Here is a 24,305-nt window from a genome sequence, read left to right on the forward strand (position 1 = left end):
GTCTTTTCATAGAAAAGACCCGCTAATGCGGGTCCTGTATTATTACTTCGGATACACATACTGCGGTGCTGGCTGCAGTTCCTGCGGGCCGCCGTGTGCTTTTGGTTTAGATTCGTATTTGAATTCACCGCCATCAGGAGCTTGTCCTGATGCCCAGCTTCCTTCTTTGGATTCTTCGCCTTCTGAAAAGTTGATTAAGCTATGGGAGAAGCCATCTGCTTCCAACTCTTTCGGGAAGGAGCCTGGAACAACGATGCCGTTTTTCTCTTCCAATTCACGTGCAGCAGCAATCCATTGGTTTTGGTGCATGGAATCACGTGCTAATAGGAAGGATAGCATATCGCGCACACCTTTATCTTCTGTCATTTCATATAGGCGCGCCACTTGCAGGCGTCCTTGGGATTCTGCATTAATATTTGCACGCATATCTGCGAGTAAGTTGCCGCTTGCAATAATATAACCCGCGTTCCAAGGTACTCCGTTACTATCTGCAGGACGAGGTCCCAAACCGGCAACGATGGCATGCTGTGGATTCATACCGCCCAGAATAGAGGCAATCACGGGGTCTTTCGCAGCTTCTTCTTGTTCTTTCACTGGTGCTCCATCCAGAAGACGGGCAATCATCGTAGCAATCATTTCAACGTGGCCAATCTCTTCAGCCGCTGTATCCATAATTAAATCTTTATATTTTTCTTCGCCGCGCGTACTCCAGCCTTGGAATAAGTATTGCATGGCAACAGTAATCTCACCATACTGTCCGCCAAGGATTTCCTGCATCTTCTTCGCGAAAAGTGCATCTGGTTGGTCTGGTTTCGAGTTGTATTGCAGTACTTTTTGATGACTAAACATGTTATTCCTCCTAGTGTAATCATTGGTATGCTACTTGCTTTCCACCTGTCGCACCAAGTTAAACCAACATATCCATCAATTAATACTTACAAAATATAATGCGCTTGGCAGGAGAATGCCGATGAAAAGTCAAACTTACAAAAGACAGTAAAACAAGCGTTTACAAGCCTCGAATCAAGGGAAGCATGGAATAGGCGAAAGAAAGTTAGTGTTTTGTTTGACCTTTATTGACCTTTTAGGTAAGATAAGGTTAGTCATTACTTAGAATAATGAGCTCATATCCAAAGGAGGATCTATCATGAATCTAATCCCTACAGTTATTGAACAAACAAACCGTGGCGAGCGTGCTTACGACATCTACTCTCGTTTACTGAAAGACCGGATCATTATGCTAGGCAGCGCAATCGACGATAATGTTGCTAACAGCATCGTATCTCAGCTGTTATTCTTAGCAGCAGAAGATCCAGAAAAAGATATATCCCTATACATCAACTCACCAGGCGGATCCATCACTGCAGGTATGGCTATTTATGATACAATGCAGTTCATCCAGCCAAAAGTATCCACTATCTGCATCGGCATGGCTGCATCTATGGGTGCATTCTTGTTAACTGCTGGTGAAAAAGGCATGCGTTATGCGCTTCCTAACAGTGAAGTAATGATTCACCAGCCATTAGGTGGTACACAAGGTCAAGCGAGTGATATCGAAATCCATGCTCGCCGTATCATCGAAATGAGAAAGAAACTGAACGAAATCATGGCAGAACGCAGCGGCCAGCCGCTTGAAGTAGTTGAGCGCGATACAGATCGTGATAACTTCCTTACTGCTGAGCAAGCTGTTAATTACGGTTTGATTGATAAAGTAATGGAAAAGAAACCTTCATAAAAACATAAAAATAGCCCTCCAGCTGTATAAGCTGGAGGGCTATTTTTTATCTTTCGTGAATAACAAGTGTATCTGCAAAATAGTCATGTACACCTTGCTTTTTCGGGGTAAAAGCTACTACGATATAAACAATGAACATCCAAAAAAAGATGCGATGGATGAATCGACCGACAACTTCACGGATTAATGCATCCAGCCAGGACAGCTGCTGACCATCTGTACGGATGACACGAATTCCAAAAATCATTTTGCCTAATGTCTGTCCTCGCCATTTCGTCATAAATAAAAAGTAGGCGAAAAAGACAAGTCCGCTAAGCAACCCGCTTATACTCCAGAACCAAAGTGTTGCTTCCTGGAAGGATTCAATCATGGTAAAGGGCTTAACGAGCAAGCCAGTTAGACCGAATACAACGAGAAGGTCTGCCAAGTATGCCCAGAAACGCATCCAGAAGCCTGCATAGCGCTGATTGTCTGCTGGAGCATCTTGTACTGCTGTTCCGTGCACGCTATGCTCCTCTTCTCCTCTGTCTTCATATATCCATTCCTGTTGTTCCTCGGTTTGGCTGGCAGTTGAATCAAGAGGCGTTCGTTCATCTGGATGCACATTTTTATCTTTATCCATATACATAACGCCTCCTATTCTGCGTAAAGATACATAGCTTCAGGTGAATTCGATTTGCCCATCAGTTCCTTGATGCCGAGCAAATCTGCGTCAGAAACAAACAATCCTTCAGCGGCTGTCGCCCAGAAAGAGCCCATACCGAAGCCATCTCCTGTATATTCGAAGACTTCTGCACCCTTAAGTCCTTGTTCTTCTTTCATCATTGCAATCGTATCTTCTAGATCTCCTAAATCATCTACTAACCCATTATCCAATGCTTGTTTACCGGAGTATACACGTCCATCACCTAGTTCACGTACTTTAGATTCAGACATGCCGCGTCCATCGACAATAACCTGTACGAAATCAGCATACATATCATCGATGATTGATTGAAGAATTGCTCTTTCTTCATCAGTCATATCTCTTGTTGCAGACATTATATCTTTATGTTCTGCACTCTTGATTACTTCTTGTTTGATACCAATCTTATCTGCGAGTTCTGCATAATTGACTGTCGACATGATAACCCCAATAGAACCAGTAAGTGTTGCTGGGTGCGCTACAATCTTATTAGCGCTGGCAGCTAAATAATAGCCCCCAGATGCAGCTGTGTTGGCCATACTGATATATACTGGTTTGCCATATTCTTCTTGAATTTCGACGACTTTGTCATGAATCTCAGCACTCTCCACGACACCGCCTCCTGGGCTGTTCACTTCAATAATGACACCGCCAACTGTGTCATCCTGTCCGGCCGCTTCCAATCTTTCTAGAAACGTATTGTGATTGTATGTAGCACTGCCTAATAGAGATGATTCTTCTCCTGTATCTTGGATCGTGCCTTCGACATGCAATACGGCGATCCGTTTCATCATATCTCCATCTTCTATTATCTCTTCATTCATAAAGGAGGTTCCGGCTGCAGAATCAAATGCTTCTGTAAAGTTGCTGTTTATTACGGAGAACAAAGTTTGGAATCCTACAGAAACAAGAACCAAGAAGCCTGCAATACCGATTGCCACCCAACGTTTTGCGTTCAAATTATAATCTCCCTTCTATCCTGTAAAAATGGTACACTACAAGCCTACACTAGGATAGCATCTCTTACCACAAATTAGCAAAAAAAGTCCTGAATTATCCAGGACTTTTTGCTAAGATCAGCTAGCTGCTGAGGGAGCTGTAATAAATGCGGTAAGTTCTTTCATAGCTTGCACTTCATCTGCTCCGTCAATCTTCAAGGTAATCAATTCATCCTGGGCAATTGCCAGGCTCATTAACCCCATGATGCTCTTTGCATTGACCGATTTGTTCTCTTTTTCTAAAAAAATTGAAGCGTGAAAACGATTTGCTTGCTGCACAAAGCTCGCTGCAGGCCTGGCCTGCAAACCAGTATCCAGGGTTACGCGTAACGTTTTTTGAATCACATGTGGATCCTCCCATTCTTCAAGTAAGCGCTACCAAATACACCGAAAAAGAAAACACCCTTTTGAGTGTCTTCTAAGTATACCACAAGCTACATACGCTTCATACCTGCTTATGCCTTTTTAACAGATGTCCCATTTCGCAATCTGTCAGCGAATTCATCAATCTTACGCAGGCGGTGGTTGATTCCTGACTTACTAATCTTTCCGGTCGAAACAAGCTCTCCAAGCTCTTTTAAGGAAACGTCTTGATGCTGGACCCGAAGTTCAGCTATTTCCTGCAATTTGTCAGGCAGTGCTTCAATCCCGACCGTATTTTTGATTAAGTTAATATTCTCTACCTGACGGAAAGCAGCGCCGATTGTCTTATTCAGGTTGGCTGTTTCACAGTTTACAAGCCGATTAACCGAGTTGCGCATATCGCGAACAATTCGCACATCCTCAAATTTAAACAAAGCACTATGGGCACCAACAATATTAAGGAATTCTGTAATCTTCTCTGCTTCTTTTAAGTACGTTATATAACCTTTACGGCGCTCGGTACAGCGTGCATGCAGGTCGAAACTGTTCATCAGTTCACAGAGTGCATCACTATGATCGCTATGTGTATGAAATATCTCTAAATGGTACGAAGAGGTTTCCGGATTATTCACCGAACCGCCAGCAAGGAAGGCTCCGCGTAAATAGGCTCTGCGCTTCTCCGCTGTTTCGGTAAACGTAGAACTGATTGTGCGGATAAAGGTAAAATGGTTTTCCAAAATCTCCAAACTGCGCAGCAAACCTTCTACTTCTTTCGTCAATCTGACAATATACACATTGTTTTTCTTCAGTTTCATTTTCTTCCGCACGAGCAGCTCAATTGGATGCTGATAAATTGATTTTAGAAGCGTATAAATACGCCTCGCAATTGCCGCATTCTCGGTCTGGATATCCAGTGTATATTCTTGTCTTGAAAAGGATACAGATCCATTCATCCGGATCAAAGCAGCGAGCTCACTTCTTACATCTGTCATCTCAATCGGTATATTCGTCAATTCTTTTTTTATTTCTGATGCAAAGCTCATGATGTTCCCCCCTTCTCCGTGCTTTTTCGCTATTACAATATGTCGTAAAGCAGTTTCGCTATTTTATGTGTATCATGGCGCAGTTTTCGCTGATGGTGATCAATGATGTCGGCTTCGATTACTTCCAGGCCTAAAGCTTTCAACCGCTCTATATCATATACTACTGGAGCAGCGTGCTCCTCTGCGTAATTTTTTCGGATGTCTTGCTCGATTCGGCTATTGTTCACAACAATTGCCGAAACAATGTCTGCGCCGATATGATTATGAATTGCTTCAATATGATCTCCTGCTGTATAATTCGTCGTCTCGCCGTATTGTGTCATCACATTGCACACATAGACAACTTTGCCACGCGCTTCTCGCAGGGCATGCTCAATCTCCGGTACAATCAAATTGGGCATCACACTTGTATAGAGACTTCCTGGACTAATAACGATTAAATCAGCCTGTCTGATTGCCTCAATTGCATCTGGCAATGGTGTCACAGGCAGCGGACTGACAAACACACGCTTAATTTGTTTGTTTGCGAGCGGAATATTCGACTCACCTGTCACAATCTCCCCATCCTCCATTTCTGCATGAAGCACAACATTCTGATTGGCGATGGGATAGATGTTTCCTTTCACTTTCAGCACGCGTGAAATCTCTTTAATGCCATTATAGAAGTCACCAGAAATGGATGTCATTGCTGCAAGCAGCAAATTTCCCATAGAATGCCCTGACAAACCAGTTTGGCCGGTGAAGCGATGCTGAAATAAATCAATCAGCATCGGCTCCGCTTCCGCCAATGCTGCAATCACATTTCGGATATCTCCTGGTGCTGGCATGGCCAGCTCGTTTCGCAGTTTTCCGGAACTGCCGCCATCATCCGCTACTGTTACAATCGCGGAAAGATCCACTGGCAGCTCTTTTAACCCTCGCAGCAAAACAGGCATTCCTGTTCCGCCGCCGATTGCGACCATCTTCTTTACCATCAGTGGCTCTTCCTTTCTACATCGCGATGCGTCACATGTGTCGCGTACGAATTGCTGTATCGTTTTGCCAGGTATTCTGCTATCGCGACGGAACGATGCTGACCGCCCGTGCATCCAATCGCAATAATAAGCTGGCTTTTTCCTTCCTTGCGGTATTGCGGCAGCATGAAGGTGAGCATATCTTCCAGCTTTTGCAGGAATGTATGGGTGTCTGACCATTTGAATACGTAAGAGGATACCGGCTCATCCAAGCCTGTCTGCGGTCTTAGATTCTCGACATAGAAAGGATTTGGGAGAAAACGAACATCAAACACAAGGTCAGCATCAATTGGTATGCCATATTTGAAACCAAAGCTCAGCATTTGTACAGTAAAATCTTCATAATCAGCATCTTTGAAACGCTTCATGATCTTTTCCCGAAGTTTTTTTGGTTTCAATTCAGATGTGTCTACAATATACTGCGCTCGGCCTCGCATTTGATCAAGCAGCGCACGTTCCTGCTGAATACCTTCGAGCGGAAGACCTTCTGGTGCCAAAGGATGTGTTCTGCGTGTTTCTTTATATCTAGTCACGAGTACTTCATCTTTTGCATCAAGAAACAATACTTGCGGTTCCAGCCAGTGCTCTTGCGACAGCTTGTCCAGCGCCTCGAACAACGAATCAAAAAACTCTCTGCCACGCAAGTCCATTACGAGGGCCACTTTTTTAATATCGTTTGAAGCATCCCGCATCAGATCAAGAAAGGTCGGCAGCAGCGCAGGCGGCAAATTATCCACACAATAATAGCCCAAATCTTCGAAGCTTTGGACTGCAACCGTCTTTCCTGCTCCGGACATACCTGTGATGATGACGAGCTTGGTTTCATTCAGTTGTTTCTCCATACGTATCCCCCTACTTTATTCTGAAGTCTTCGGATCCAGCTTTGCTTGCAGCAGCTCCCGATCTTCCGTGTAAACAAATGTACCGTACAAGGGCTCATCTGTTTTGAACACATGTGCAAAGATGTTCCGATCTCCCTCCGCCATTGGCAGGTCTTTTATTTTGTCTATATCAATCCATTCCAGCTTGCCTTCATCGCTTTCATCAAGCAGTTGACCAGTATATTGATCAGCGAAGAAAGTAAACATCATCCACTCATGGACAACCTTCTCGCCATCTTTTATTAGAAAAGTAAATGTACCTCGAAGTTCCGGTTCATGTACAGATAGTCCTGTTTCTTCGCGGAACTCACGAACAGCGGTTTCCTTAACAGATTCCCCTAATTCCATCTTTCCGCCTGGAGCTGAGTACCAGCCCTTACTTGGCTTTTTCAACAAGAGAACTTTGTTATCAACTGCTAAAATACAGTTTGCAACACGTTGCATGCTTCCACCTCTTTCTCTGTGTAAGTGGAGATGTCGATTCATTTTACACATCACTATATAGTATACTATTTCTGTTTCGCTTCAAACAGTATAATGTTTCCTCAAGCTCTGCCAAAATTAGCCGATTATCTCCATTAAGCAAAAAAAAATGCATAGGTGCAAGGCACCTATGCCAATAACTAATTTATCTATTAAAAGGGGGTCAATTAGTTAAAGCCATTATAGCAAATGAATGTGTCGCCCGTGTTACAGCAGCATTAAGAATCATTTACAACATAGCCTGGCCTGCCTCTTAACCGATAGCGTTTAATTCTTCTTTCAGACTTTCCACATATGCTTGTGCAGCTTGTGCAGCAATACTGCCGTCTCCTGTTGCTGTCACGATTTGTCGAAGTTCCTTGTCTCGGATATCGCCTGCAGCGAAAACACCCGGTACATTTGTTTCCATGCGGTCATTTGTGTGAATATAACCAAGTTCATTCGTAATACCTAGAGAGGCGAATGGCTCACTCAATGGCACCATACCGATATAGATAAACACACCATCAGCTGATTTTTCGTATTTCTCTCCTGTTACGTGGTTTAGCAATGTTACACTGCCTACTTTGTTGTTTTCACCATTAATTTCCTCAACCGTTGTATCCCAAATAAAGTCGACTTTTTCGTTCGCAATTGCACGCTGCTGCAAAATAGGCTGTGCACGCAATTTATCACGGCGGTGTACAATTGTCACTTTGTCAGCAAAGCGAGTTAAATAAACGCCTTCTTCAACAGCGGAATCGCCGCCTCCGACAACAATCAGCTCGCGGTTCTTAAAGAAAGCACCATCACAAACAGCGCAATAAGAAACGCCGCGTCCGCTCAATTCATCTTCGCCAGGTACGCCAAGTTTCTTCCATTTCGCACCTGTTGTAATAATGATTGCGCGTGTTTTGTACTCTTTGTTTCCTGCAATAATTGTTTTATATTCTTTGCCGTCTTTCACTTCCTTGATGTCGCCATAAGCATATTCCGCACCGAATTTCTTTGCATGCTCGAACATTTTATTGGAAAGATCAGGACCAAGAATAGAGTCATAACCAGGATAATTCTCTACATCTTCTGTATTCGCCATCTGGCCTCCCGGAATTCCTCTTTCTATCATCAACGTATCAAGATTCGCACGAGATGCGTAAACAGCTGCTGTCATACCAGCTGGACCTGCTCCTGCAATGATTACGTCATAAATTCTTTCTTCAGTCATGAAAATGAACCCCTTTCGTCGTACTCAATCGTAGTATCTACGCATAAGCATATAAGATTCTGTATCCTGCGTCCATCTATCTGCTTATACATTAGGAAAGCCAATAAAAATCATCTTTTGACAGATGATTGAACCGGCGGCTTCCTTCTTTCCATAGCTTTTCCGCATACGATCCGTTCCCTGCTTTCTGGGCAGCCAAACTGAACCACTTATAATAGGAAGCATGTCCTTTCACACGTCTTTTATCCAAATGCAGAAAGCGATCAACTGCTTCTTCATAAAAGCCAGTCATAGAAAACGCACACGCAATGCGTAAATGCTGTTCTTCATGTATCGGAAAAATATTTCGAAGCAAACGGATATGTTCATCCCGCTGATCCAGATTACCTATATCGTGATAGAAAACAGCTAGATTCACATGCGTGTATACGGAAACATGCGCTGTCAGCAGAAGTTCTTCTTCCATTCGCACCGCTTGCTTTTGGTCACCAGAAAAGAAAAGCGCCTTGGCATATTCGTGTTTTGCCAGCATATGCTCTGGAAACAAGCTCATCATTTCCTCCAGAATCGGCAGGGCGAGCTGCCATTCTTCCCGCTCTAAATGATAAAATGCCGACTCCTGAAACATGATGAGTTCATCTTCTTCCTCTGACGTCCACAGCTCGTCATCTTCCTCTTCTTCTTCTACGTAGGAAAGCAGCTCTTGTGCCTGCTCATGAAAGTCCCCTTTTGGTTCCATCTTTAAATAAAGATTAGCGAACTTCTCTGCATCGTGCATATAACCAAGCTTTGAATAATTGTATGCAAGCATATAAAAACATTCCGGGTAATTATCGTCATGTTCTTTAATAATGTCATCTAAAATATAAATTGCTTTATGGAAAGAACCAAGTTCCGTAAAAATAACCGACTTCTGCAAGTGATAAATCACTTCCGTCGGCTCCATTTCAATCGCTTTATTAAGCCATTTCATAGCTTTTTCCAGCTTACCGTTCTGATAGGCTTCGATGCCTTTTGTATAATAGAAATCTCCTTCTGGAATGAAGGGGATAATATTTGTCGATCGTGCCTGCTGCTCTGCTGGTTCCAGCGTTTGCATGTGTTTCCTCCTACTGCGTTAGATATCCCAAGAAGTATACCATATTTCTGTACTTGGTCCTACACTTGAAGATAAAAAAGACTGCCTTCCCTTATTGGGAAAGCAGTCTTCAAGCTTGATGTACCTTACACAGTTTGCAAGTCGTCTTCTTTAACTGGTACTACTGCTTCCTTGATTAATACATCCAATTCACGCGTGTATTCTTCTTTTTGTTCAGCAGAGTAGCCCAATGTGTTAGCCAAATAATCGATAACAGCATCTTTGTGCGTACGAACATAGTTGATATCAAAGTATAGCGCGCCAGTACGGCGGATGAAGAAGTCTACAGGTTTGAATGTGAGTTCTTCTTCCATTGCATAACGTAATTGCGCGAATACAAGCGGATCAATGTTAGCAGCTTGTGCTTCATCTTTCAATGTTTCAAAGCGTTCGAAGATTTTATCAACGTTCGCTCCATAACGGCTTACTACTTTCAGTGCATCATCAGCGGTAAGGCCGATTGCTTTTCCTTCGTCCACTTTGCGCTCTCTGAAACGTTCGAATCCTTTAGAACCGCCAACTTCACCGCCGGAAATAGGAAGGTTTTTCGTATCTGCTTTAGAATACAGAATACCTTCTTCTTTCTTGAACTGATCCGCCACAAGATTGACTGCTTCGATAGCCATTTTACGGTAACCTGTCAGTTTACCGCCAGCCATAGAGATCAAGCCGCTGTCAGAAACGAAAATCTCGTCTTTACGAGAAATCTCACCAGGTTTTTTGCCTTCTTCCTGTACAAGCGGACGAAGACCTGCCCAGCTGGATTCTACATCGTCTTTTGTAATTTCTACAGTTGGGAACATGTAATTAATGGAATCAATAATATAATCACGATCTTCCACAGTCATAACAGGATGTTTGATATCGCCTTTATAGGTTGTATCAGTTGTACCCACATACGTTTTGCCTTCACGCGGAATTGCGAACACCATGCGTCCGTCTGGTGTATCAAAGTAAATCGCCTGACGCAACGGGAAGCGCTCATTATCAAATACTAAGTGCACACCTTTTGTCAGATGCAATGTTTTACCTTTTTTAGAGCCGTCTTTTTCACGAATTGTATCTACCCAAGGGCCGCCAGCATTGATTACTTTTTTCGCAAAGATACGATGCTTGTCGCCTGTGATTAAGTCTTCTGCTACAACGCCAGTCACTTTGCCGCCAGCATCATAGATGAACTCTGTCACTTTTGTATAGTTAATCGCGTTAACGCCTTTTTCAACTGCTTTTTTCAATACTTCCAATGTCAGACGCGCATCATCCGTTTTATATTCTACATAACGGCCGCCGCCAAGAAGATCTTCCGACTTAACTAAAGGTTCTCTTGAAAGTACTTCATCACGAGACAGCATCGTACGACGCTCTGCTTTTTTAACACCTGCAAGATAGTCATAAACACGCAAGCCAATGTTTGTTGTGAACGGACCGAAGTTACCGCCTTTATGGAATGGAAGCAACATCCATTCTGGCGTTGTTACGTGAGGACCGTTTTCATATACGATTTCACGTTCTTTCCCAACTTCTGCTACCATTTTCACTTCGAACTGCTTCAAGTAACGCAATCCGCCATGTACTAATTTTGTCGAGCGGGAAGATGTACCTGCCGCAAAATCTTGCATCTCAACAAGGCCAACGTTCATTCCGCGCATTTTCGCATCTAAAGAAATACCAGAACCAGTGATTCCGCCACCAATAACAAGTACATCCAAAGGTTTATCCGTTAAGTTTGCATAAATTTCATTACGTTTTTTACTAGAGAATACAGTCATGCATGAACACTCCTTTTTTGATTCGGCGCTCCCTTATATTTCTATACCCCAATCATGTAGAAGTCATGTATAGAAAACAGAAAGAGACCGCAAATAATCCATACAACGTATAGATATTTACGGTCTCTCCAATGTCTCGGGCCGAATCATTAACTTGTAAATTCAGTATAACACGTTCGGCCGGAATTGAAAAGTTATATTACTTGAAACTACGTGTCGCTTCCACAGCTTTTTTCCAGCCTGCGTAGAGCTGATCTTTTTCTTCTTTGGAGCGGTTTGGTTTGAACGTGCGATCAATCTGCCATTTGTTGGCGATATCTTCACGGCTCTCCCAGTAGCCGACAGCTAATCCAGCCAAGTAGGCAGCACCTAATGCTGTTGTTTCCTGGATGACTGGGCGCTCTACATCGACATCAAGCATATCACTTTGGAATTGCATGAGGAAGTCGTTTTTCACAACGCCGCCATCAACGCGAAGCTGCTTCACGTCAATACCGGAATCCTCAATCATAGCATCCACAACATCTTTTGATTGGAATGCAAGGGATTCAAGTGTTGCACGTGTGATATGTGCATCTGTTGTACCACGCGTGATACCAAACATTGCACCACGTGCATCGCTATCCCAATATGGTGTACCAAGGCCAACGAATGCTGGTACCACATAAACACCGCCATTATCGGTAACACTAGTAGCAAGGCGTTCACTTTCAGGAGAAGAATCAATAATTTTCAAGCCATCACGAAGCCATTGAATAGCAGAACCTGCAACAAAGATACTTCCTTCGAGCGCGTATTCCACTTTTCCATCAAGTCCCCAAGCAATGGTTGTTAACAAACCATGATCCGATTTAACAGCTTCCTCACCTGTATGCATTAGAACGAAACAGCCTGTGCCGTAAGTATTTTTAACCATACCTGGCTCATAGCAAGCTTGACCAAACAGCGCCGCATGCTGGTCACCAGCAATACCCGCGATTGGCACTTCTTCACCGAAGAAATGGTAATCGATTGTATTTGCGTATACTTCAGAAGAAGGTTTTACTTCTGGAAGCATGGATTTCGGAACACCAAGAATATCAAGTAGCTCATCGTCCCATTTCAGTTCATGAATATTGTACATTAACGTACGTGCTGCATTGGAATAGTCTGTAACATGTGTTTTACCGCCAGAAAGCTTATGCACGAGCCATGTATCGATTGTACCGAATAATAGGTCGCCATTTTCCGCTTTTTCACGAGCACCTTCGACATTATCTAAAATCCATTTTACTTTTGTACCAGAGAAGTAAGCGTCCAGCAGAAGACCTGTTTTCTCACGGAATAGGTCATTGTGGCCTTGCTCTCTCAATTCATTGACGATGTCAGCTGTTTGACGGGATTGCCATACAATCGCTTTATAAATCGGACGCCCTGTATGTTTATCCCAAACAACCGTTGTTTCACGCTGGTTCGTAATCCCAATAGCGGATACTTGTTTAGCATCAATATCTGCTTTACGAAGCACTTCTGCCATACAAGCAGAAACAGAAGTCCAGATTTCGTTTGCATCGTGCTCAACCCAGCCAGAATGCGGGAAGAACTGTTCGAATTCTTTCTGCGCTGTTTCAACAATATCACCATTGTGATTGAATAGAATTGCGCGTGAGCTTGTTGTACCTTGGTCAAGTGCCATGATGAATTTTTCCATTATTTAATCCCCCTTGTTTTTGCTCCACTATTATTCACTGCTGCTTCCGCATTTGCTTTTGCAAGTTCCCCTCGGACAGCAACAATAATGATAACTAGCATGACTGCAGACATAATCCAGAAACCTATTTGCATATCGTCTTTGAAGAATGCGAGATAGAAGAATGCACCGTATGCACCGCCTAGCAATGGACCTAAAACTGGAACCCATGCGTACTTCCAATTAGATGATCCTTTACCTGGAATCGGCAGCAAAGCATGTGCGATACGCGGACCTAAGTCACGAGCTGGGTTGATAGCATATCCAGTCGGACCGCCAAGCGCCATCCCGATGACGGCAACGAGTAAACCTACCAACATTGGATTGAATCCTTCTGCTAAAGAGTTGCCTCCAATAAATAGAATACCAAGCATAAGGGCAAAAGTGCCAATGATTTCTGTCAGCATGTTTGAAATTGGACTGTTGATTGCTGGATCCGTTGAAAAAACAGAAAGCTTTGCCATCGGGTCTGACGTTTTCGCCCAATGCGGCAAGTAAGCCAAGAATACGAGTATAGCGCCAAGGAATGCGCCAAGCATCTCCCCAGCGAGGTAAGTCGGAACTTGCCCCCATGTAATATCTCCATTGATTGCCAAGCCGAGTGTCACAGCCGGGTTTAAATGTGCTCCAGAGAAGCCGCCAACTGCATATGCTCCCATTGCTACGGCAAGGCCCCATGCAATTGTAATGGTCAGCCAGCCTGTTCCTTCTCCTTTTGACTTACTCAGATTACTTACTGCTACTACCCCTCCACCGAAGAGTATTAGTACCATTGTACCGATTGTTTCGGCTGCGAAGATACTCATTGTGATTGTCCCCTTTGTTGATATTTTTTGGAGAGCGCTTTCATAAAGCTTCCAAATTAACGGCACCCCTGTGCTTTCTTAGAAAATAGCTGCATGCATCTAAATATATTGTTAGGAAGCGCTGTCTTTTTGGATATAAAAAATCCATTACCAATATAACATAGACAGCCCGTGGCTTTCTAATAAAAAGGTAATGGATTCTCCGCATCTCCGATCATTGATATTAACTTATAGGTAGACTTTACACCTAATTGAAAGCGTTGTCAACAACTTACCACAAACTTTTTTTCGAAGTGGAGACCGCTGTTGCACCCGCTTCCAGTGCGGCTTCAATATGTTCTGAGCTGCGAATCAGCCCTCCAGCAATAACTGGAATGCGTGTATTTTCGGCTACTTCTTTTATCATATGAGGAATTAACCCTGGCAGCACCTCGATATAATCAGGCTGGGTCTTCTTAATAAGTGAAAGATTATGATTAAGTGCATGCCCATCAATTAAAAATAAGCGCTGTACTGCAGTTATCTTATATTTTTTAGCTGCATGAATCACATTCGTACGCGTAGAAATCACGCCATCCGGTTTTAAACGCTGACAGACAAAGTCCATTCCAGCATCATCTGTTTTCAAGCCTTGAATTAAATCGACATGCAAAAACACTTTCTTTCCAGCTTTCTTCGCATATTTAATCTGAGAAGGAAGCTGCGCAATTCTTGTTTCGAGCAGGACCATCATATTCATATCGTCTCGCTGCAGCAATTCATCAAAATCTCGTTCATTACGTGCAGCAGGCAAAATCCGCTGACCCAAATCCATATTATTCCTCCTTATAAAACAAGCAGACACACTAAGTTGTCTGCTTGTTCTTACGTTGTTCTGCTGTATAAATAATCTGCATCGGATTACCGCCGACCATTGCACCAGGCGGCACATCCCGGTTTACTAGTGTGGCAGCCGATACGACCGCTCCATCACCAATTGTAACCCCTGGCAGGATTGTCGTATTCGCACCGATCATCGCATTGTCTCCAATAACAACATCACCGAGCCGGTATTCTGACGTCAAGTATTCATGGGCCAGAATCGTTGTATTGTAACCAATTATCGTATTTCTGCCGATTGTAATGCGCTCCGGATAAAGAAAATCAGGAACAACCATAACAGCAAGAGCTGTTTCTTGCCCAATCTTCATATTGAGCATCGACCGGTACAGCCGATTCTTTACACCAAGAAAGGGTGTGTAACGTCCAACCTGGATAACGATGAAGTTTTTGACAACTTTCCAAAAAGAAATCGTCTTGTATAGCTGCCAAAGTGAATTTGGCCCTTTAACGGGATAACTTTCCGTTTTCCGCATCTGCTTCTTCCTTTACAATCTCCAGTAGATCACGCATATCCTCCAGCATATAATCCGGTTTGTACGCTGCCAGCGTTTGTTTGCCTTTAATTGACCAAGCCACTCCCGCGGCCTTCGCACCAGCATTTTGACCAGATTCGATATCATGATAATTGTCACCAACCATAATTGCTTCCTCCGGCGTACTTCCAAGTGCCTCCAGCGCTTTTAAAACTGGTTCAGGATGCGGTTTTGGCTGACTGATATCATCATACCCGATAACCACATCAAATAGTCCATCCAGTCCGCACACAGTGATACCGCGCTCCGCCGTCTCTCGGATTTTCGTTGTGACGATACCAAGCTTAAAACCTGCCTGTTTTAACTGCTGCAATGTTTCCACTACATAAGGGTAAGCTTCTACATACGCATCGTGATGTTCCAAATTGTGTTTCCGGTAAGCTGCAATCATGTCATCCGCTCGTGCCGGATCAATATTCATAAAGACATCTTTGAGCGGCGGACCGATGAACGGAAGCAATTCCTCCTGCTCATATTTCCGCCCTGTAAAGTGCTCCAATGTTGCTGTGTAAGAAGCTAGAATAAGGCTGTTCGACTCAATTAAGGTGCCATCCAAATCAAACAGCAATGTCGTAATGGGCATCATCTTATCTCCTTTCTATTTTTTATCTTTATAATGAGGCGTATTTGCCCCTGGGCGACGCCGGATAATACAGATGATTACGGCTAGTACGATACCGATAATCGAGACCACTTGTGCCGCGCGTAAACCTTCCGCCACCAAACTATCTGTACGCATTCCTTCTATGAAGAAGCGTCCGAAGCTATACCAAGCGAGGTAGAACAAGAACATTTCCCCGCGCTTCAAATTTACTCTGCGCAAGAGCAGCAAGATGACAAATCCAAGAATATTCCATAACGATTCATATAGGAATGTCGGATGATACAAGACTCCATCAATACACATTTGATTATTAATAAAATCTGGCAGGTATTGAATGAAGTTTTGGTAAGCTTCTTGTGAAACAGGTCCCCCATGTGCTTCTTGGTTCATAAAGTTACCCCAGCGTCCAATACCTTGTGCAAGGATCAAACTTGGCGCCGCGATATCTGCAAGCTTCCAAAAAGAAATTTTCTTTACACGGCAGAATAGCAGGGCTGTAATAACAGAACCAATTAAAGCACCATGGATGGCGATACCGCCTTCCCATATCGCAAACACTTTCCAAAATGGTCCATTGGCGTAATTTTCCCATTCAAAAGCAACATAGTATATGCGTGCACTAATAATGGCTGTCGGAATAGCAAAAACCAAAAAATCAACAAATGTGTCTTTATGTAATCCCAGTCTTTTCGATTCACGGATTGCCAGCCACAACCCCAGCGCAGCTCCTAAAGCGATAATGACGCCGTACCAATAGATTGTAATAGAACCGAGCTGCAAAAACACCCGGTCCAATGCTTGTCCTTCACACATTTCCATTTGTAAGGTCGCCTCCATCGTCTTGTCCGTTCTCAATCATTTTTGTGAGCCGCTGTGAAAATTCCTCTGCTGCATTTACGCCCATCCGCTTCAGACGGTAGTTCATCGCAGCAACTTCAATAATGACAGCCAAGTTACGTCCAGGACGAACAGGAACTGTCATCTTCGGCACATCCACATCCATGATTTTCATCGTTTCTTCATCGAGACCAACTCGATCATATTGTTTTGATTGGTCCCACGTCTCCAAGTTCATGACAATGGAAATCTTCTTGTGGCTGCGCACCGCTCCAGCACCAAACAAAGTCATCACGTTAATAATACCTAACCCGCGAATCTCCAGTAAATGCTCAATTAAAGAAGGTGAATTACCAATGAGCGTATCATAATCTTCCTGACGAATTTCGACGCTGTCATCCGCTACGAGACGATGTCCGCGCTTCACAAGCTCTAATGCTGTTTCACTCTTTCCGACACCGCTTTGACCGGTTATGAGAATACCAATCCCATAGATATCAACCAATACTCCATGCACAGCTGTGAATGGTGCAAACTTTGCTTCGAGGAAGTTAGTAATTCGGCTGATTACGCGTGTCGTCTTATGCGGAGAGCGCAAAATCGGAACACCTGCCGCTTGTGCTGCGTCCATCATTTCTGTTGGCACTTCTTGTCCCCTCGTAATGATAAGAGCTGGTGTTTCTTCTGCACACAGTCTAAGAAAACGGTCTTTCTTTTGTTCTGTTGTCAGTTCCTCTAAAAATGAGAGCTCTGTTTTCCCGAACAGCTGCAGTCGATCTTTTGGATAATATTTAAAATAACCTGTTAATTCTATACCAGGACGGGAAATATCACTCATGAAGATTTCGCGTTGAACGCCTGCTTCTCCCGTCAGCAATTCCAGATTGAAACGATCTAATAAATCCTGAATGACTACTTTTGTCATACGAACCCTCCATCCTAACAATTCTTGTTTATTCTAGCATATTTCCTCAAACGATAGATACCGAGGCATAAAAAAAGCCTTGCAGCTTCATGCTGCAAGGCCGCTTAATCTGTGATACGGTCACGGATGAGCCAGTTAAGTATTAGATTCAGCAGCGCAAGAATAATGGCTGCAAGGATTGACGTGCCAAAGCCATCGATGACAAAAGCTTCCCCAATCAATCCCTGTGTTATCATCAACGTAATGGCATTAATGACAAACAGAAACAGACCGAAAGTGACAGCTGTCAGCGGGAGCGTCAGAACAACAAGTACAGGACGGACAATAAGATTTAATATGGATAAAATAAAACTTGCCAGAATAGCAGTCCAGTAGCCATCCAAATAGAACGCATCAAACAGATGGGCTACTATAATAAGCGAAACGCCATTCAGCAGAAGTGTCAAAATCCATTTAAGCATAAACATCCTCCATCCTATGGCAGCACCCAGACAGACCCCGTTTTCGTGTTCGCTTCCAAATGCAATTTTTCATTTACAGCAGGAAACGTCTCGAATTTTAATGCCTTCTTGACGACTTCCTTTGCTTCTTCGATCACAATATATTCATCCAAATCACAATGCAGCGAGCCGATATTCGTTGTAATTCGCCCATTCAGCGGAATAGCCGCCAATGATTTTAAGCGAATACTGCCGTTGGTCGCCTTAAAGAACGCACTGTCCGGATCTTCGTTATGCCATTCGCAATGTATACTTCCATTGAAGGTCTGTGCATCCAGTTTGCGAAAGCTGCCTTCCAGACGAAGCGAGCCATTAACAGATTCACAAAGCAAATCCTTTGCATAAACTTGCTTCAACTTAATACTGCCATTGGATGTCTCGGCACTCACGATGGAGCCGCCTCCTCCTTGCAAATCAATGTTTCCATTTGTCGTTTTGCAATACATCGTCACACTGCTGACAGACTCCGAACGAATCGTGCCATTGAATGTTTTCAAAATACATTCATCATAAACAGTTTCCGGCACGTATAGGGTGATGTCGGGCTTGATTCGTTTATCCTGAAGCGAAAACTGCAGCTTCCCGTCTGATACAGCAAAATAAGCCTTGTCGATGAACCGCTTCCGAGCAGCCTGTTCATCTTCTTCTGCGTAGACCTTTGCTTTTGTTTCCAGTCTAGCCAACGGTTCATTCCAACTTTTAATCGTTAAAGAACCGTTATAAATTTTCAGCTCCACTTTTTTGAACAGCTCATCTGTCTGAAAAATATGATCCACTGTATAATGATCACCAAAGTTCAAATCCAAATCAGCATTCTTAATTTTAGTGAATGCTTGCTGCATATATTGCAGCACCTTCGGCCCGACTGGCTTTCGCTTAGCAGTCTTGGCTGTACGCTGCGACTCAGATTCTTTTCCAGCTGAGATCAGCTCCTGCACGACCGGCTCTTGCTTCTGTTCTTTCTTTTCTTCCTGAACAGCACCAAAGGCGCGTTCATCCAGTGCGGCAAGCTGCAATTCTGCTTCCTCTGCAGTCAGATTTCCTTCTTCCAGCTGCTTCAGGATACGCTTTCTCTCTGTTCTCATACACAGCCTCCTTTTCACATATACGAATTATATGCTTTTGAAGTTCCAAGTATAGAAAGTCTCTTCTTTAAAATGCTCCATCGCGATTGCTTCCATGTTTTCTTCAGTTAGTTGTTCACCAGTAACGTTTCCAAGCACACCTTGTGCCTGTGATGCATGGCAAAGAATCGCCTTTACTTTTGTTTTGACGAACGGGCGAATATCTTGCACGACGTCAGGTTTCCCCAGAATCTCTTGGTAGCCGCGCATGAATGCTTGCGCCCAAACAGTCGGACGAATGCTTTCATCCATCTTCGAAACTGCATCAATAGCTGCTGCGCCAAGCGCATTATGGTCAGGATGTACAGCATATTCTGGGTAATGTGTAATGACTAGTGACGGTTGAATGTCATCCAGATAGCTCTTTAGATTTTCACTTACTTTTGAAAGGTCTTCAAATTCTAGTACCTTATCGCGGTAACCGAGCATTTTTAATTCCACATCCATTACCTTGCAAGCATCCTGCAATTCCTTTTTACGGATTTCCGGCAGTGATTCGCGCGTTGCAAATGTCGGGTTCCCCATATTGCGGCCCATTTCGCCTAGTGTACCGCACAAGTATGTAACCGGCACACCTTCTTCTCTGAACTTGGCAATCGTACCAGCTGCTCCGAAAGCTTCGTCGTCCGGATGCGGAAAGATGACTACTACGTGTTTTTCCATGATTATTGCTCCTCCTTAGAACGCTGTCTCGCTTATTTCCAATGCAACCATCAAACGGCCTTCTCGATCATGACCAGCCATCAGCAGACGATTCTTATCATCCAATTCCCAGGCATTGAGTCCTTCTGCATATACCCAGCCGTTTTCTGTTTTCAGACCAACACGGTAGGCAGTGCCTGCACCTTTAATCTTGCCGTGCTCATACGTCACTTGTGCATTGCGGATAAATGCACCCACATTGTACGCTTTTTCATTTACATGATTAGCATATGCACCATTTGTCGTTTCAAGATGTATAAACACTTTTTTACCAGCAAATTCATCTATATGTTGTTGCACTTCATTTATATCAATTGGCTTCAACTTAAGTCGCTCCTTCCAAGCTATATCTAAACAAATATTTTACTACAAATTCAAATAGAATGCTCCTAATGTTGATTATAGGAGAAAATTATACCCAAGAGAGCTGACTTGTCCCTCATCGCGCTGCAGATTAGGAACCTCATACATTTCTCGTCACAGCTTAAAGTATTAACTAAAATAGAGGTCTTCAAATTTCTCCTTGTCTATTTGTTTTGTTAAATCCAAAAAATACGTGCTTTGCCACTGTTGTGTTTTCGTTGCATTTTTATTTAAATCCGCTTCCCAATCGGGATACACTCTTATCGCCACCTTTCCTTTATTATGATCATCTCGTAAAACACCCTTTTTATGTAGAATTGCTTTTGGGAAGATAAATTGACCTTTAAGATGACCATCTATAATAGTAATGACGATTTTTTTCGGACTTTCCTCATATGTAAACGCCTGATTCTGGTTATGAGCGTTCTTCTCCCAGAAAACCACAAAGTACCCTTTCTTATTTGGTGTTAACTTAGCCCGCCGACTTCGAAATATAGAGTGTCTGACAAAGAAGGTTGCCCCTTCATATTCCTCGTTCTGCGTTTCATAATACACGTTATGTAACTGCTCTTCGCCAAAGTTAGCTAGTAATTCATCTATCATTTTTAAAGATTGAAACACCAAATCTCCTCCCCGCGCCTTGCAGTTTCGTTATAAAATAAGAAGCTGGGACGTAATTAAAAAGCGAGAGCTCAAAAACGAACAAACATATCTAGCCGCCGCTCCGGCAGAACACTCCGCTTTCCACGGGCACGGCCTCAGCCTCCTCGTGGAAAAGCACCACTGCGGGGTCTTCAGCTCGCGCTATTCCCGTAGGAGTCTACGTTTTCTGCCTACGCTAGTTTAGATAAACGTCAAAAAAAAACGAACTTAAGTGAATCTTAGTTGGGACTAACCCCCGTTTCTGAGACAGGGATCAAAAAACCTTCAAATAGCCGATTGCCGGTATTGTATCGATGATTGGTTGTTTTTTTGTCTCAGTCTATGGGGTCAGTCCCGTTTAAAGATTCACGTCAAAGTTTGGGTTTTTCTTTAGCTTAAATAATTATGTCCCAGCCTCGTTATAAAATAAGACCCACCAGTGAAGGTGGGTCTTACCGTACAAATTACTTTTCTGCTACTTGTGCTGCATACTCTATTTCGCTGTTCGTGCGATTTCGGTCGCGCTCGAGTATTGGCTTCAAGTATTTGCCGGTGTAAGAAGCAGGCACTTCGGCTACTACTTCCGGGGTGCCAGTAGCTACGATTTCTCCGCCGCGGTCGCCGCCTTCTGGCCCGAGGTCAATGAGATAATCTGCTGTTTTGATAACGTCCAGATTATGTTCAATAACGAGAACGGTATCACCATTTTCCACAATCCGTTCTAGCACTTTTAGCAACCGGGCAATGTCGTCTACGTGCAAGCCCGTTGTCGGTTCATCTAAAATATAGAATGTTTTTCCATTACTGCGCTTATGCAGTTCACTTGCAAGTTTCACACGCTGTGCTTCTCCGCCGGACAGCGTTGTTGCAGGCTGTCCGAGTTTTACATAGCCAAGCCCAACATCTGCAATTGTTTGCAGTTTGCGCTTGATTTTTGGAATGTTCTCGAAGAAATCCACAGCTTCTTCGATCGTCATATCTAATACATCTGCAATGCTCTTGCCTTTATACTTCACTTCAAGTGTCTCGCGGTTGTACCGCTTTCCATGACATACTTCACAAGGTACATACACATCAGGCAGGAAGTGCATTTCAATCTTAATAATGCCATCGCCGCGGCATGCTTCACAACGTCCGCCCTTAACGTTGAAACTGAAACGGCCTTTCTTGTAGCCGCGTACTTTCGCTGCGTTCGTGCTTGCATATACATCTCGGATATCATCAAATGCTCCCGTATATGTCGCCGGGTTAGACCGTGGTGTCCGGCCAATTGGAGACTGGTCAATGTCGATAACCTTATCCAAATGCTCCAAGCCTTTGACTTGTTTATGCTTACCTGGCTTCTGCTTGCTTCTGTTGAGCTTCTGCGCCAGTGTTTTGTGCAGAATTTCATTTACGAACGTACTTTTACCAGAGCCAGATACACCTGTCACGGCATTGAACAAACCGAGCGGAATTTTAGCAGATGCTTTTTTTAAGTTATTTTCTTCGGCACCAATAACTTCGATTACACGATCCATATCTGGTTTGCGGCGCTCAAATGGAAGAGGCACAAATTTCTTCCCTGACAAGTACTGTCCTGTGAGTGAGCGCTTATCTTTCATCACTTTAGCAGGTGTGCCTTGGCTGGATATCTGTCCGCCATGTTCGCCGGCTCCTGGCCCTACATCTATCAGCCAATCGGCTTCCATCATCGTATCTTCATCATGCTCAACGACAATAAGAGTGTTACCTAAATCACGCATCCGTTTCATCGTTTCTATCAAACGGTCGTTATCGCGCTGATGCAATCCAATTGAGGGTTCATCTAGTACATACAGGACGCCAGTTAACGCTGAACCTATTTGTGTGGCAAGCCGGATACGCTGCGCCTCACCTCCGGATAAGGTTCCGGCAGCACGAGATAACGTCAGATAATCCAAACCAACATTGTTTAAGAAAGTAAGTCTGTCTACAATTTCCTTCGTAATCATGAAAGCAATTTGACGTTCTTTTTCATTCAGTTCAAGTTCTTCCATGAACTGTTTTACTTCCAATACAGACTGCTCGGTAATGTTGCTAATATGATTGCCATTGATAAGCACAGCAAGCGACTCTTCCCGGAGACGATGTCCTTTACATTTTGGACATGGGCGTGTGTTCATGTATTTTTCCATTTGTTCACGAATGAAATCAGACGTCGTGTCACGGTAACGACGCGCGATATTTGTTAGTACGCCTTCAAACTCAATGTTGCTTTCACGCACTCTGCCAAAATCATTTTCATAGCGGAAATAGATTTTCTCTTTTTTCTTTCCATTCAGCAAGATATCCAGCTGTGACTCCGGCAACTCGCCTACCGGCACATCCATATCAATACCAAAATGACTGCTGGCAGCTTCCAGCAGCTTCGGATAATATTGTGAACTAGTCGGTTCCCACGCTGCAATTGCTCCTTCGCGCAGGGTCAGCTCTTTATCTGGAATTACTAAGTCAGGATCAACTTCCAGTTTCGTGCCCAAACCATCACAAGATGTACAGGCACCAAATGGGCTGTTGAAGGAAAACATCCGCGGTTCCAATTCACCGATAGAAAAACCGCAAATTGGACAAGCATGATGCTCACTGAATAGCAATTCTTCTACATCCATTACATCTACAATTACGCGGCCGTCTCCTAGCGTAAGCGCTGTTTCCAAGCTATCAGTCAAACGGCCCGTGATGCCTTCTTTGATTACAATCCGATCGACAACTACTTCAATGGAGTGCTTTTTCGTCTTCTCCAGCTTGATATCATCTGAAATCTCCATCATTTCGCCATCTACACGAAGGCGGATATACCCTTCTGCACGCAGCTTTTCCAGCACTTTCACATGCTCGCCTTTTTTACCGGAAACAACAGGCGCTAATACTTGCAGCCGTGATCGTTCTGGAAATTCAAGAATTCGGTCAGCCATCTGCTCAACAGATTGGGAACTGATCTCGATTCCATGCCGCGGGCAAGTTGGGCGCCCGACTCTTGCAAACAACAGACGCATATAGTCATAAATTTCGGTTACCGTTCCGACAGTGGAACGCGGATTTTTGCTTGTTGTTTTCTGATCAATACTAATTGCTGGGGACAGTCCTTCAATGGAATCCACATCCGGCTTGTCCATCTGGCCGAGGAACTGGCGGGCATACGCAGATAGTGATTCCACATAGCGCCGCTGTCCTTCCGCATAAATTGTATCAAAAGCGAGCGATGACTTTCCCGAACCAGACAAGCCTGTCAGTACGACCAAGCTGTCTTTCGGAATATCTACATCAATATTTTTTAAGTTGTTAGCGCGTGCGCCTCGGACTGATATATGTTTCTTCGCCACTT

The 24,305-nt window shown here is 43.7% G+C and carries 25 protein-coding genes; 1 reads left to right on the forward strand and 24 read right to left on the reverse strand.

The window, feature by feature from the left end:
- Window positions 1–42 precede the first annotated feature (42 nt).
- Window positions 43–849 carry a manganese catalase gene (locus tag KS242_RS12995; protein ID WP_217321716.1) on the reverse strand — a complete coding sequence of 269 codons (807 nt, stop codon included), beginning with the start codon at window positions 847–849 and terminating at the stop codon, window positions 43–45.
- A 298-nt stretch (window positions 850–1,147) separates the two neighbouring features.
- On the opposite strand from KS242_RS12995, the gene clpP reads away from it, so the two are divergent.
- Complete coding sequence (clpP, locus tag KS242_RS13000; protein WP_077307618.1) at window positions 1,148–1,735, forward strand: ATP-dependent Clp endopeptidase proteolytic subunit ClpP; 588 nt, start codon at window positions 1,148–1,150, stop codon at window positions 1,733–1,735.
- A 46-nt stretch (window positions 1,736–1,781) separates the two neighbouring features.
- Here the strand turns inward: clpP and KS242_RS13005 are convergent, their stop codons facing one another.
- The 23 genes from KS242_RS13005 to uvrA all read right to left on the reverse strand — a co-directional run bounded on the left by KS242_RS13005 (window position 1,782) and on the right by uvrA (window position 24,303).
- Window positions 1,782–2,357: an RDD family protein gene (locus tag KS242_RS13005; protein WP_217321717.1), complete on the reverse strand. Its 576-nt coding sequence runs from the start codon at window positions 2,355–2,357 to the stop codon at window positions 1,782–1,784.
- A 14-nt stretch (window positions 2,358–2,371) separates the two neighbouring features.
- Window positions 2,372–3,379: a signal peptide peptidase SppA gene (gene sppA / locus KS242_RS13010; RefSeq protein WP_217321718.1), complete on the reverse strand. Its 1,008-nt coding sequence runs from the start codon at window positions 3,377–3,379 to the stop codon at window positions 2,372–2,374.
- A 117-nt stretch (window positions 3,380–3,496) separates the two neighbouring features.
- A complete protein-coding gene (locus KS242_RS13015) occupies window positions 3,497–3,763 on the reverse strand; it encodes an HPr family phosphocarrier protein (protein ID WP_217321719.1) in 267 nt (88 codons plus the stop codon).
- 110 nt (window positions 3,764–3,873) lie between these two features.
- Entirely contained in the window at window positions 3,874–4,824 is a 951-nt protein-coding gene (whiA, locus tag KS242_RS13020; RefSeq protein WP_217321720.1) for a DNA-binding protein WhiA, read from the reverse strand.
- Window positions 4,825–4,856: 32 nt separating this feature from the next.
- Window positions 4,857–5,798, reverse strand: a complete 942-nt coding sequence (gene yvcK / locus KS242_RS13025; protein ID WP_217321721.1) for a gluconeogenesis factor YvcK family protein — start codon at window positions 5,796–5,798, stop codon at window positions 4,857–4,859.
- The gene (gene rapZ / locus KS242_RS13030) at window positions 5,798–6,679 is read right to left on the reverse strand and encodes an RNase adapter RapZ (protein WP_217321722.1); all 882 of its coding nucleotides are present in this window, start codon (window positions 6,677–6,679) and stop codon (window positions 5,798–5,800) included. Before rapZ ends, yvcK begins: the two co-directional genes overlap by 1 nt.
- Window positions 6,680–6,694: 15 nt before the next feature.
- Entirely contained in the window at window positions 6,695–7,162 is a 468-nt protein-coding gene (locus KS242_RS13035; protein ID WP_217321723.1) for an NUDIX hydrolase, read from the reverse strand.
- 292 nt (window positions 7,163–7,454) lie between these two features.
- Entirely contained in the window at window positions 7,455–8,405 is a 951-nt protein-coding gene (trxB, locus tag KS242_RS13040) for a thioredoxin-disulfide reductase (RefSeq protein ID WP_217321724.1), read from the reverse strand.
- A gap of 91 nt (window positions 8,406–8,496) precedes the next feature.
- Window positions 8,497–9,504 (reverse strand): tetratricopeptide repeat protein, encoded by a 1,008-nt coding sequence (locus tag KS242_RS13045; protein WP_217321725.1) that lies wholly within the window; start codon window positions 9,502–9,504, stop codon window positions 8,497–8,499.
- A gap of 125 nt (window positions 9,505–9,629) precedes the next feature.
- Window positions 9,630–11,312 carry a glycerol-3-phosphate dehydrogenase/oxidase gene (locus tag KS242_RS13050; protein WP_217321726.1) on the reverse strand — a complete coding sequence of 561 codons (1,683 nt, stop codon included), beginning with the start codon at window positions 11,310–11,312 and terminating at the stop codon, window positions 9,630–9,632.
- Between the two features lie 199 nt (window positions 11,313–11,511).
- Complete coding sequence (glpK, locus tag KS242_RS13055) at window positions 11,512–13,002, reverse strand: glycerol kinase GlpK (RefSeq protein ID WP_254391707.1); 1,491 nt, start codon at window positions 13,000–13,002, stop codon at window positions 11,512–11,514.
- The gene (locus KS242_RS13060) at window positions 13,002–13,847 is read right to left on the reverse strand and encodes an MIP/aquaporin family protein (RefSeq protein WP_217321727.1); all 846 of its coding nucleotides are present in this window, start codon (window positions 13,845–13,847) and stop codon (window positions 13,002–13,004) included. The genes glpK and KS242_RS13060 overlap by 1 nt, the downstream gene beginning before the upstream one ends.
- Window positions 13,848–14,118: 271 nt before the next feature.
- Window positions 14,119–14,661 carry a glycerol-3-phosphate responsive antiterminator gene (locus KS242_RS13065; RefSeq protein WP_217321728.1) on the reverse strand — a complete coding sequence of 181 codons (543 nt, stop codon included), beginning with the start codon at window positions 14,659–14,661 and terminating at the stop codon, window positions 14,119–14,121.
- 31 nt (window positions 14,662–14,692) lie between these two features.
- Window positions 14,693–15,202 carry an acyltransferase gene (locus KS242_RS13070; RefSeq protein ID WP_217321729.1) on the reverse strand — a complete coding sequence of 170 codons (510 nt, stop codon included), beginning with the start codon at window positions 15,200–15,202 and terminating at the stop codon, window positions 14,693–14,695.
- Complete coding sequence (ppaX, locus tag KS242_RS13075) at window positions 15,174–15,845, reverse strand: pyrophosphatase PpaX (RefSeq protein WP_217321730.1); 672 nt, start codon at window positions 15,843–15,845, stop codon at window positions 15,174–15,176. Before ppaX ends, KS242_RS13070 begins: the two co-directional genes overlap by 29 nt.
- Window positions 15,846–15,860: 15 nt before the next feature.
- On the reverse strand, window positions 15,861–16,685 hold the full coding sequence (lgt, locus tag KS242_RS13080; protein WP_217321731.1) for a prolipoprotein diacylglyceryl transferase: 825 nt from the start codon (window positions 16,683–16,685) through the stop codon (window positions 15,861–15,863).
- Entirely contained in the window at window positions 16,672–17,628 is a 957-nt protein-coding gene (gene hprK, locus KS242_RS13085) for an HPr(Ser) kinase/phosphatase (RefSeq protein WP_217321732.1), read from the reverse strand. The genes lgt and hprK overlap by 14 nt, the downstream gene beginning before the upstream one ends.
- Window positions 17,629–17,732: 104 nt before the next feature.
- A complete protein-coding gene (locus KS242_RS13090) occupies window positions 17,733–18,089 on the reverse strand; it encodes a phage holin family protein (RefSeq protein ID WP_217321733.1) in 357 nt (118 codons plus the stop codon).
- 14 nt (window positions 18,090–18,103) lie between these two features.
- Window positions 18,104–19,213: a DUF4097 family beta strand repeat-containing protein gene (locus KS242_RS13095; protein WP_217321734.1), complete on the reverse strand. Its 1,110-nt coding sequence runs from the start codon at window positions 19,211–19,213 to the stop codon at window positions 18,104–18,106.
- A 27-nt stretch (window positions 19,214–19,240) separates the two neighbouring features.
- Window positions 19,241–19,915, reverse strand: coding sequence for a bacillithiol biosynthesis deacetylase BshB2 (gene bshB2, locus KS242_RS13100; protein WP_217321735.1), 675 nt, complete (start codon window positions 19,913–19,915; stop codon window positions 19,241–19,243).
- Between the two features lie 15 nt (window positions 19,916–19,930).
- Window positions 19,931–20,278: a YojF family protein gene (locus KS242_RS13105; protein ID WP_217321736.1), complete on the reverse strand. Its 348-nt coding sequence runs from the start codon at window positions 20,276–20,278 to the stop codon at window positions 19,931–19,933.
- A 168-nt stretch (window positions 20,279–20,446) separates the two neighbouring features.
- Entirely contained in the window at window positions 20,447–20,938 is a 492-nt protein-coding gene (locus KS242_RS13110) for a MepB family protein (protein ID WP_217321737.1), read from the reverse strand.
- A gap of 485 nt (window positions 20,939–21,423) precedes the next feature.
- On the reverse strand, window positions 21,424–24,303 hold the full coding sequence (gene uvrA, locus KS242_RS13115) for an excinuclease ABC subunit UvrA (RefSeq protein WP_217321738.1): 2,880 nt from the start codon (window positions 24,301–24,303) through the stop codon (window positions 21,424–21,426).
- Window positions 24,304–24,305: the final 2 nt, after the last annotated feature.

Source organism: Terribacillus sp. DMT04 (assembly GCF_019056395.1).
Taxonomy (GTDB): Bacteria; Bacillota; Bacilli; order Bacillales; family Amphibacillaceae; genus Terribacillus; species Terribacillus aidingensis_A.

Excerpts from the sequence above, each read along its gene's own strand:
- KS242_RS12995 (WP_217321716.1), bottom strand. The coding sequence starts at position 849 with ATGTTTAGTCATCAAAAAGTACTGCAATACAACTCGAAACCAGACCAA.
- clpP (WP_077307618.1), top strand. The coding sequence starts at position 1,148 with ATGAATCTAATCCCTACAGTTATTGAACAAACAAACCGTGGCGAGCGT.
- KS242_RS13005 (WP_217321717.1), bottom strand. The coding sequence starts at position 2,357 with ATGGATAAAGATAAAAATGTGCATCCAGATGAACGAACGCCTCTTGAT.
- whiA (WP_217321720.1), bottom strand. The coding sequence starts at position 4,824 with ATGAGCTTTGCATCAGAAATAAAAAAAGAATTGACGAATATACCGATT.
- yvcK (WP_217321721.1), bottom strand. The coding sequence starts at position 5,798 with ATGGTAAAGAAGATGGTCGCAATCGGCGGCGGAACAGGAATGCCTGTT.
- rapZ (WP_217321722.1), bottom strand. The coding sequence starts at position 6,679 with ATGGAGAAACAACTGAATGAAACCAAGCTCGTCATCATCACAGGTATG.
- KS242_RS13035 (WP_217321723.1), bottom strand. The coding sequence starts at position 7,162 with ATGCAACGTGTTGCAAACTGTATTTTAGCAGTTGATAACAAAGTTCTC.
- trxB (WP_217321724.1), bottom strand. The coding sequence starts at position 8,405 with ATGACTGAAGAAAGAATTTATGACGTAATCATTGCAGGAGCAGGTCCA.
- KS242_RS13045 (WP_217321725.1), bottom strand. The coding sequence starts at position 9,504 with ATGCAAACGCTGGAACCAGCAGAGCAGCAGGCACGATCGACAAATATT.
- KS242_RS13050 (WP_217321726.1), bottom strand. The coding sequence starts at position 11,312 with ATGACTGTATTCTCTAGTAAAAAACGTAATGAAATTTATGCAAACTTA.
- glpK (WP_254391707.1), bottom strand. The coding sequence starts at position 13,002 with ATGGAAAAATTCATCATGGCACTTGACCAAGGTACAACAAGCTCACGC.
- KS242_RS13060 (WP_217321727.1), bottom strand. The coding sequence starts at position 13,847 with ATGAGTATCTTCGCAGCCGAAACAATCGGTACAATGGTACTAATACTC.
- KS242_RS13065 (WP_217321728.1), bottom strand. The coding sequence starts at position 14,661 with ATGGATTTGGGTCAGCGGATTTTGCCTGCTGCACGTAATGAACGAGAT.
- KS242_RS13070 (WP_217321729.1), bottom strand. The coding sequence starts at position 15,202 with ATGCGGAAAACGGAAAGTTATCCCGTTAAAGGGCCAAATTCACTTTGG.
- ppaX (WP_217321730.1), bottom strand. The coding sequence starts at position 15,845 with ATGCCCATTACGACATTGCTGTTTGATTTGGATGGCACCTTAATTGAG.
- lgt (WP_217321731.1), bottom strand. The coding sequence starts at position 16,685 with ATGGAAATGTGTGAAGGACAAGCATTGGACCGGGTGTTTTTGCAGCTC.
- hprK (WP_217321732.1), bottom strand. The coding sequence starts at position 17,628 with ATGACAAAAGTAGTCATTCAGGATTTATTAGATCGTTTCAATCTGGAA.
- KS242_RS13090 (WP_217321733.1), bottom strand. The coding sequence starts at position 18,089 with ATGCTTAAATGGATTTTGACACTTCTGCTGAATGGCGTTTCGCTTATT.
- KS242_RS13095 (WP_217321734.1), bottom strand. The coding sequence starts at position 19,213 with ATGAGAACAGAGAGAAAGCGTATCCTGAAGCAGCTGGAAGAAGGAAAT.
- bshB2 (WP_217321735.1), bottom strand. The coding sequence starts at position 19,915 with ATGGAAAAACACGTAGTAGTCATCTTTCCGCATCCGGACGACGAAGCT.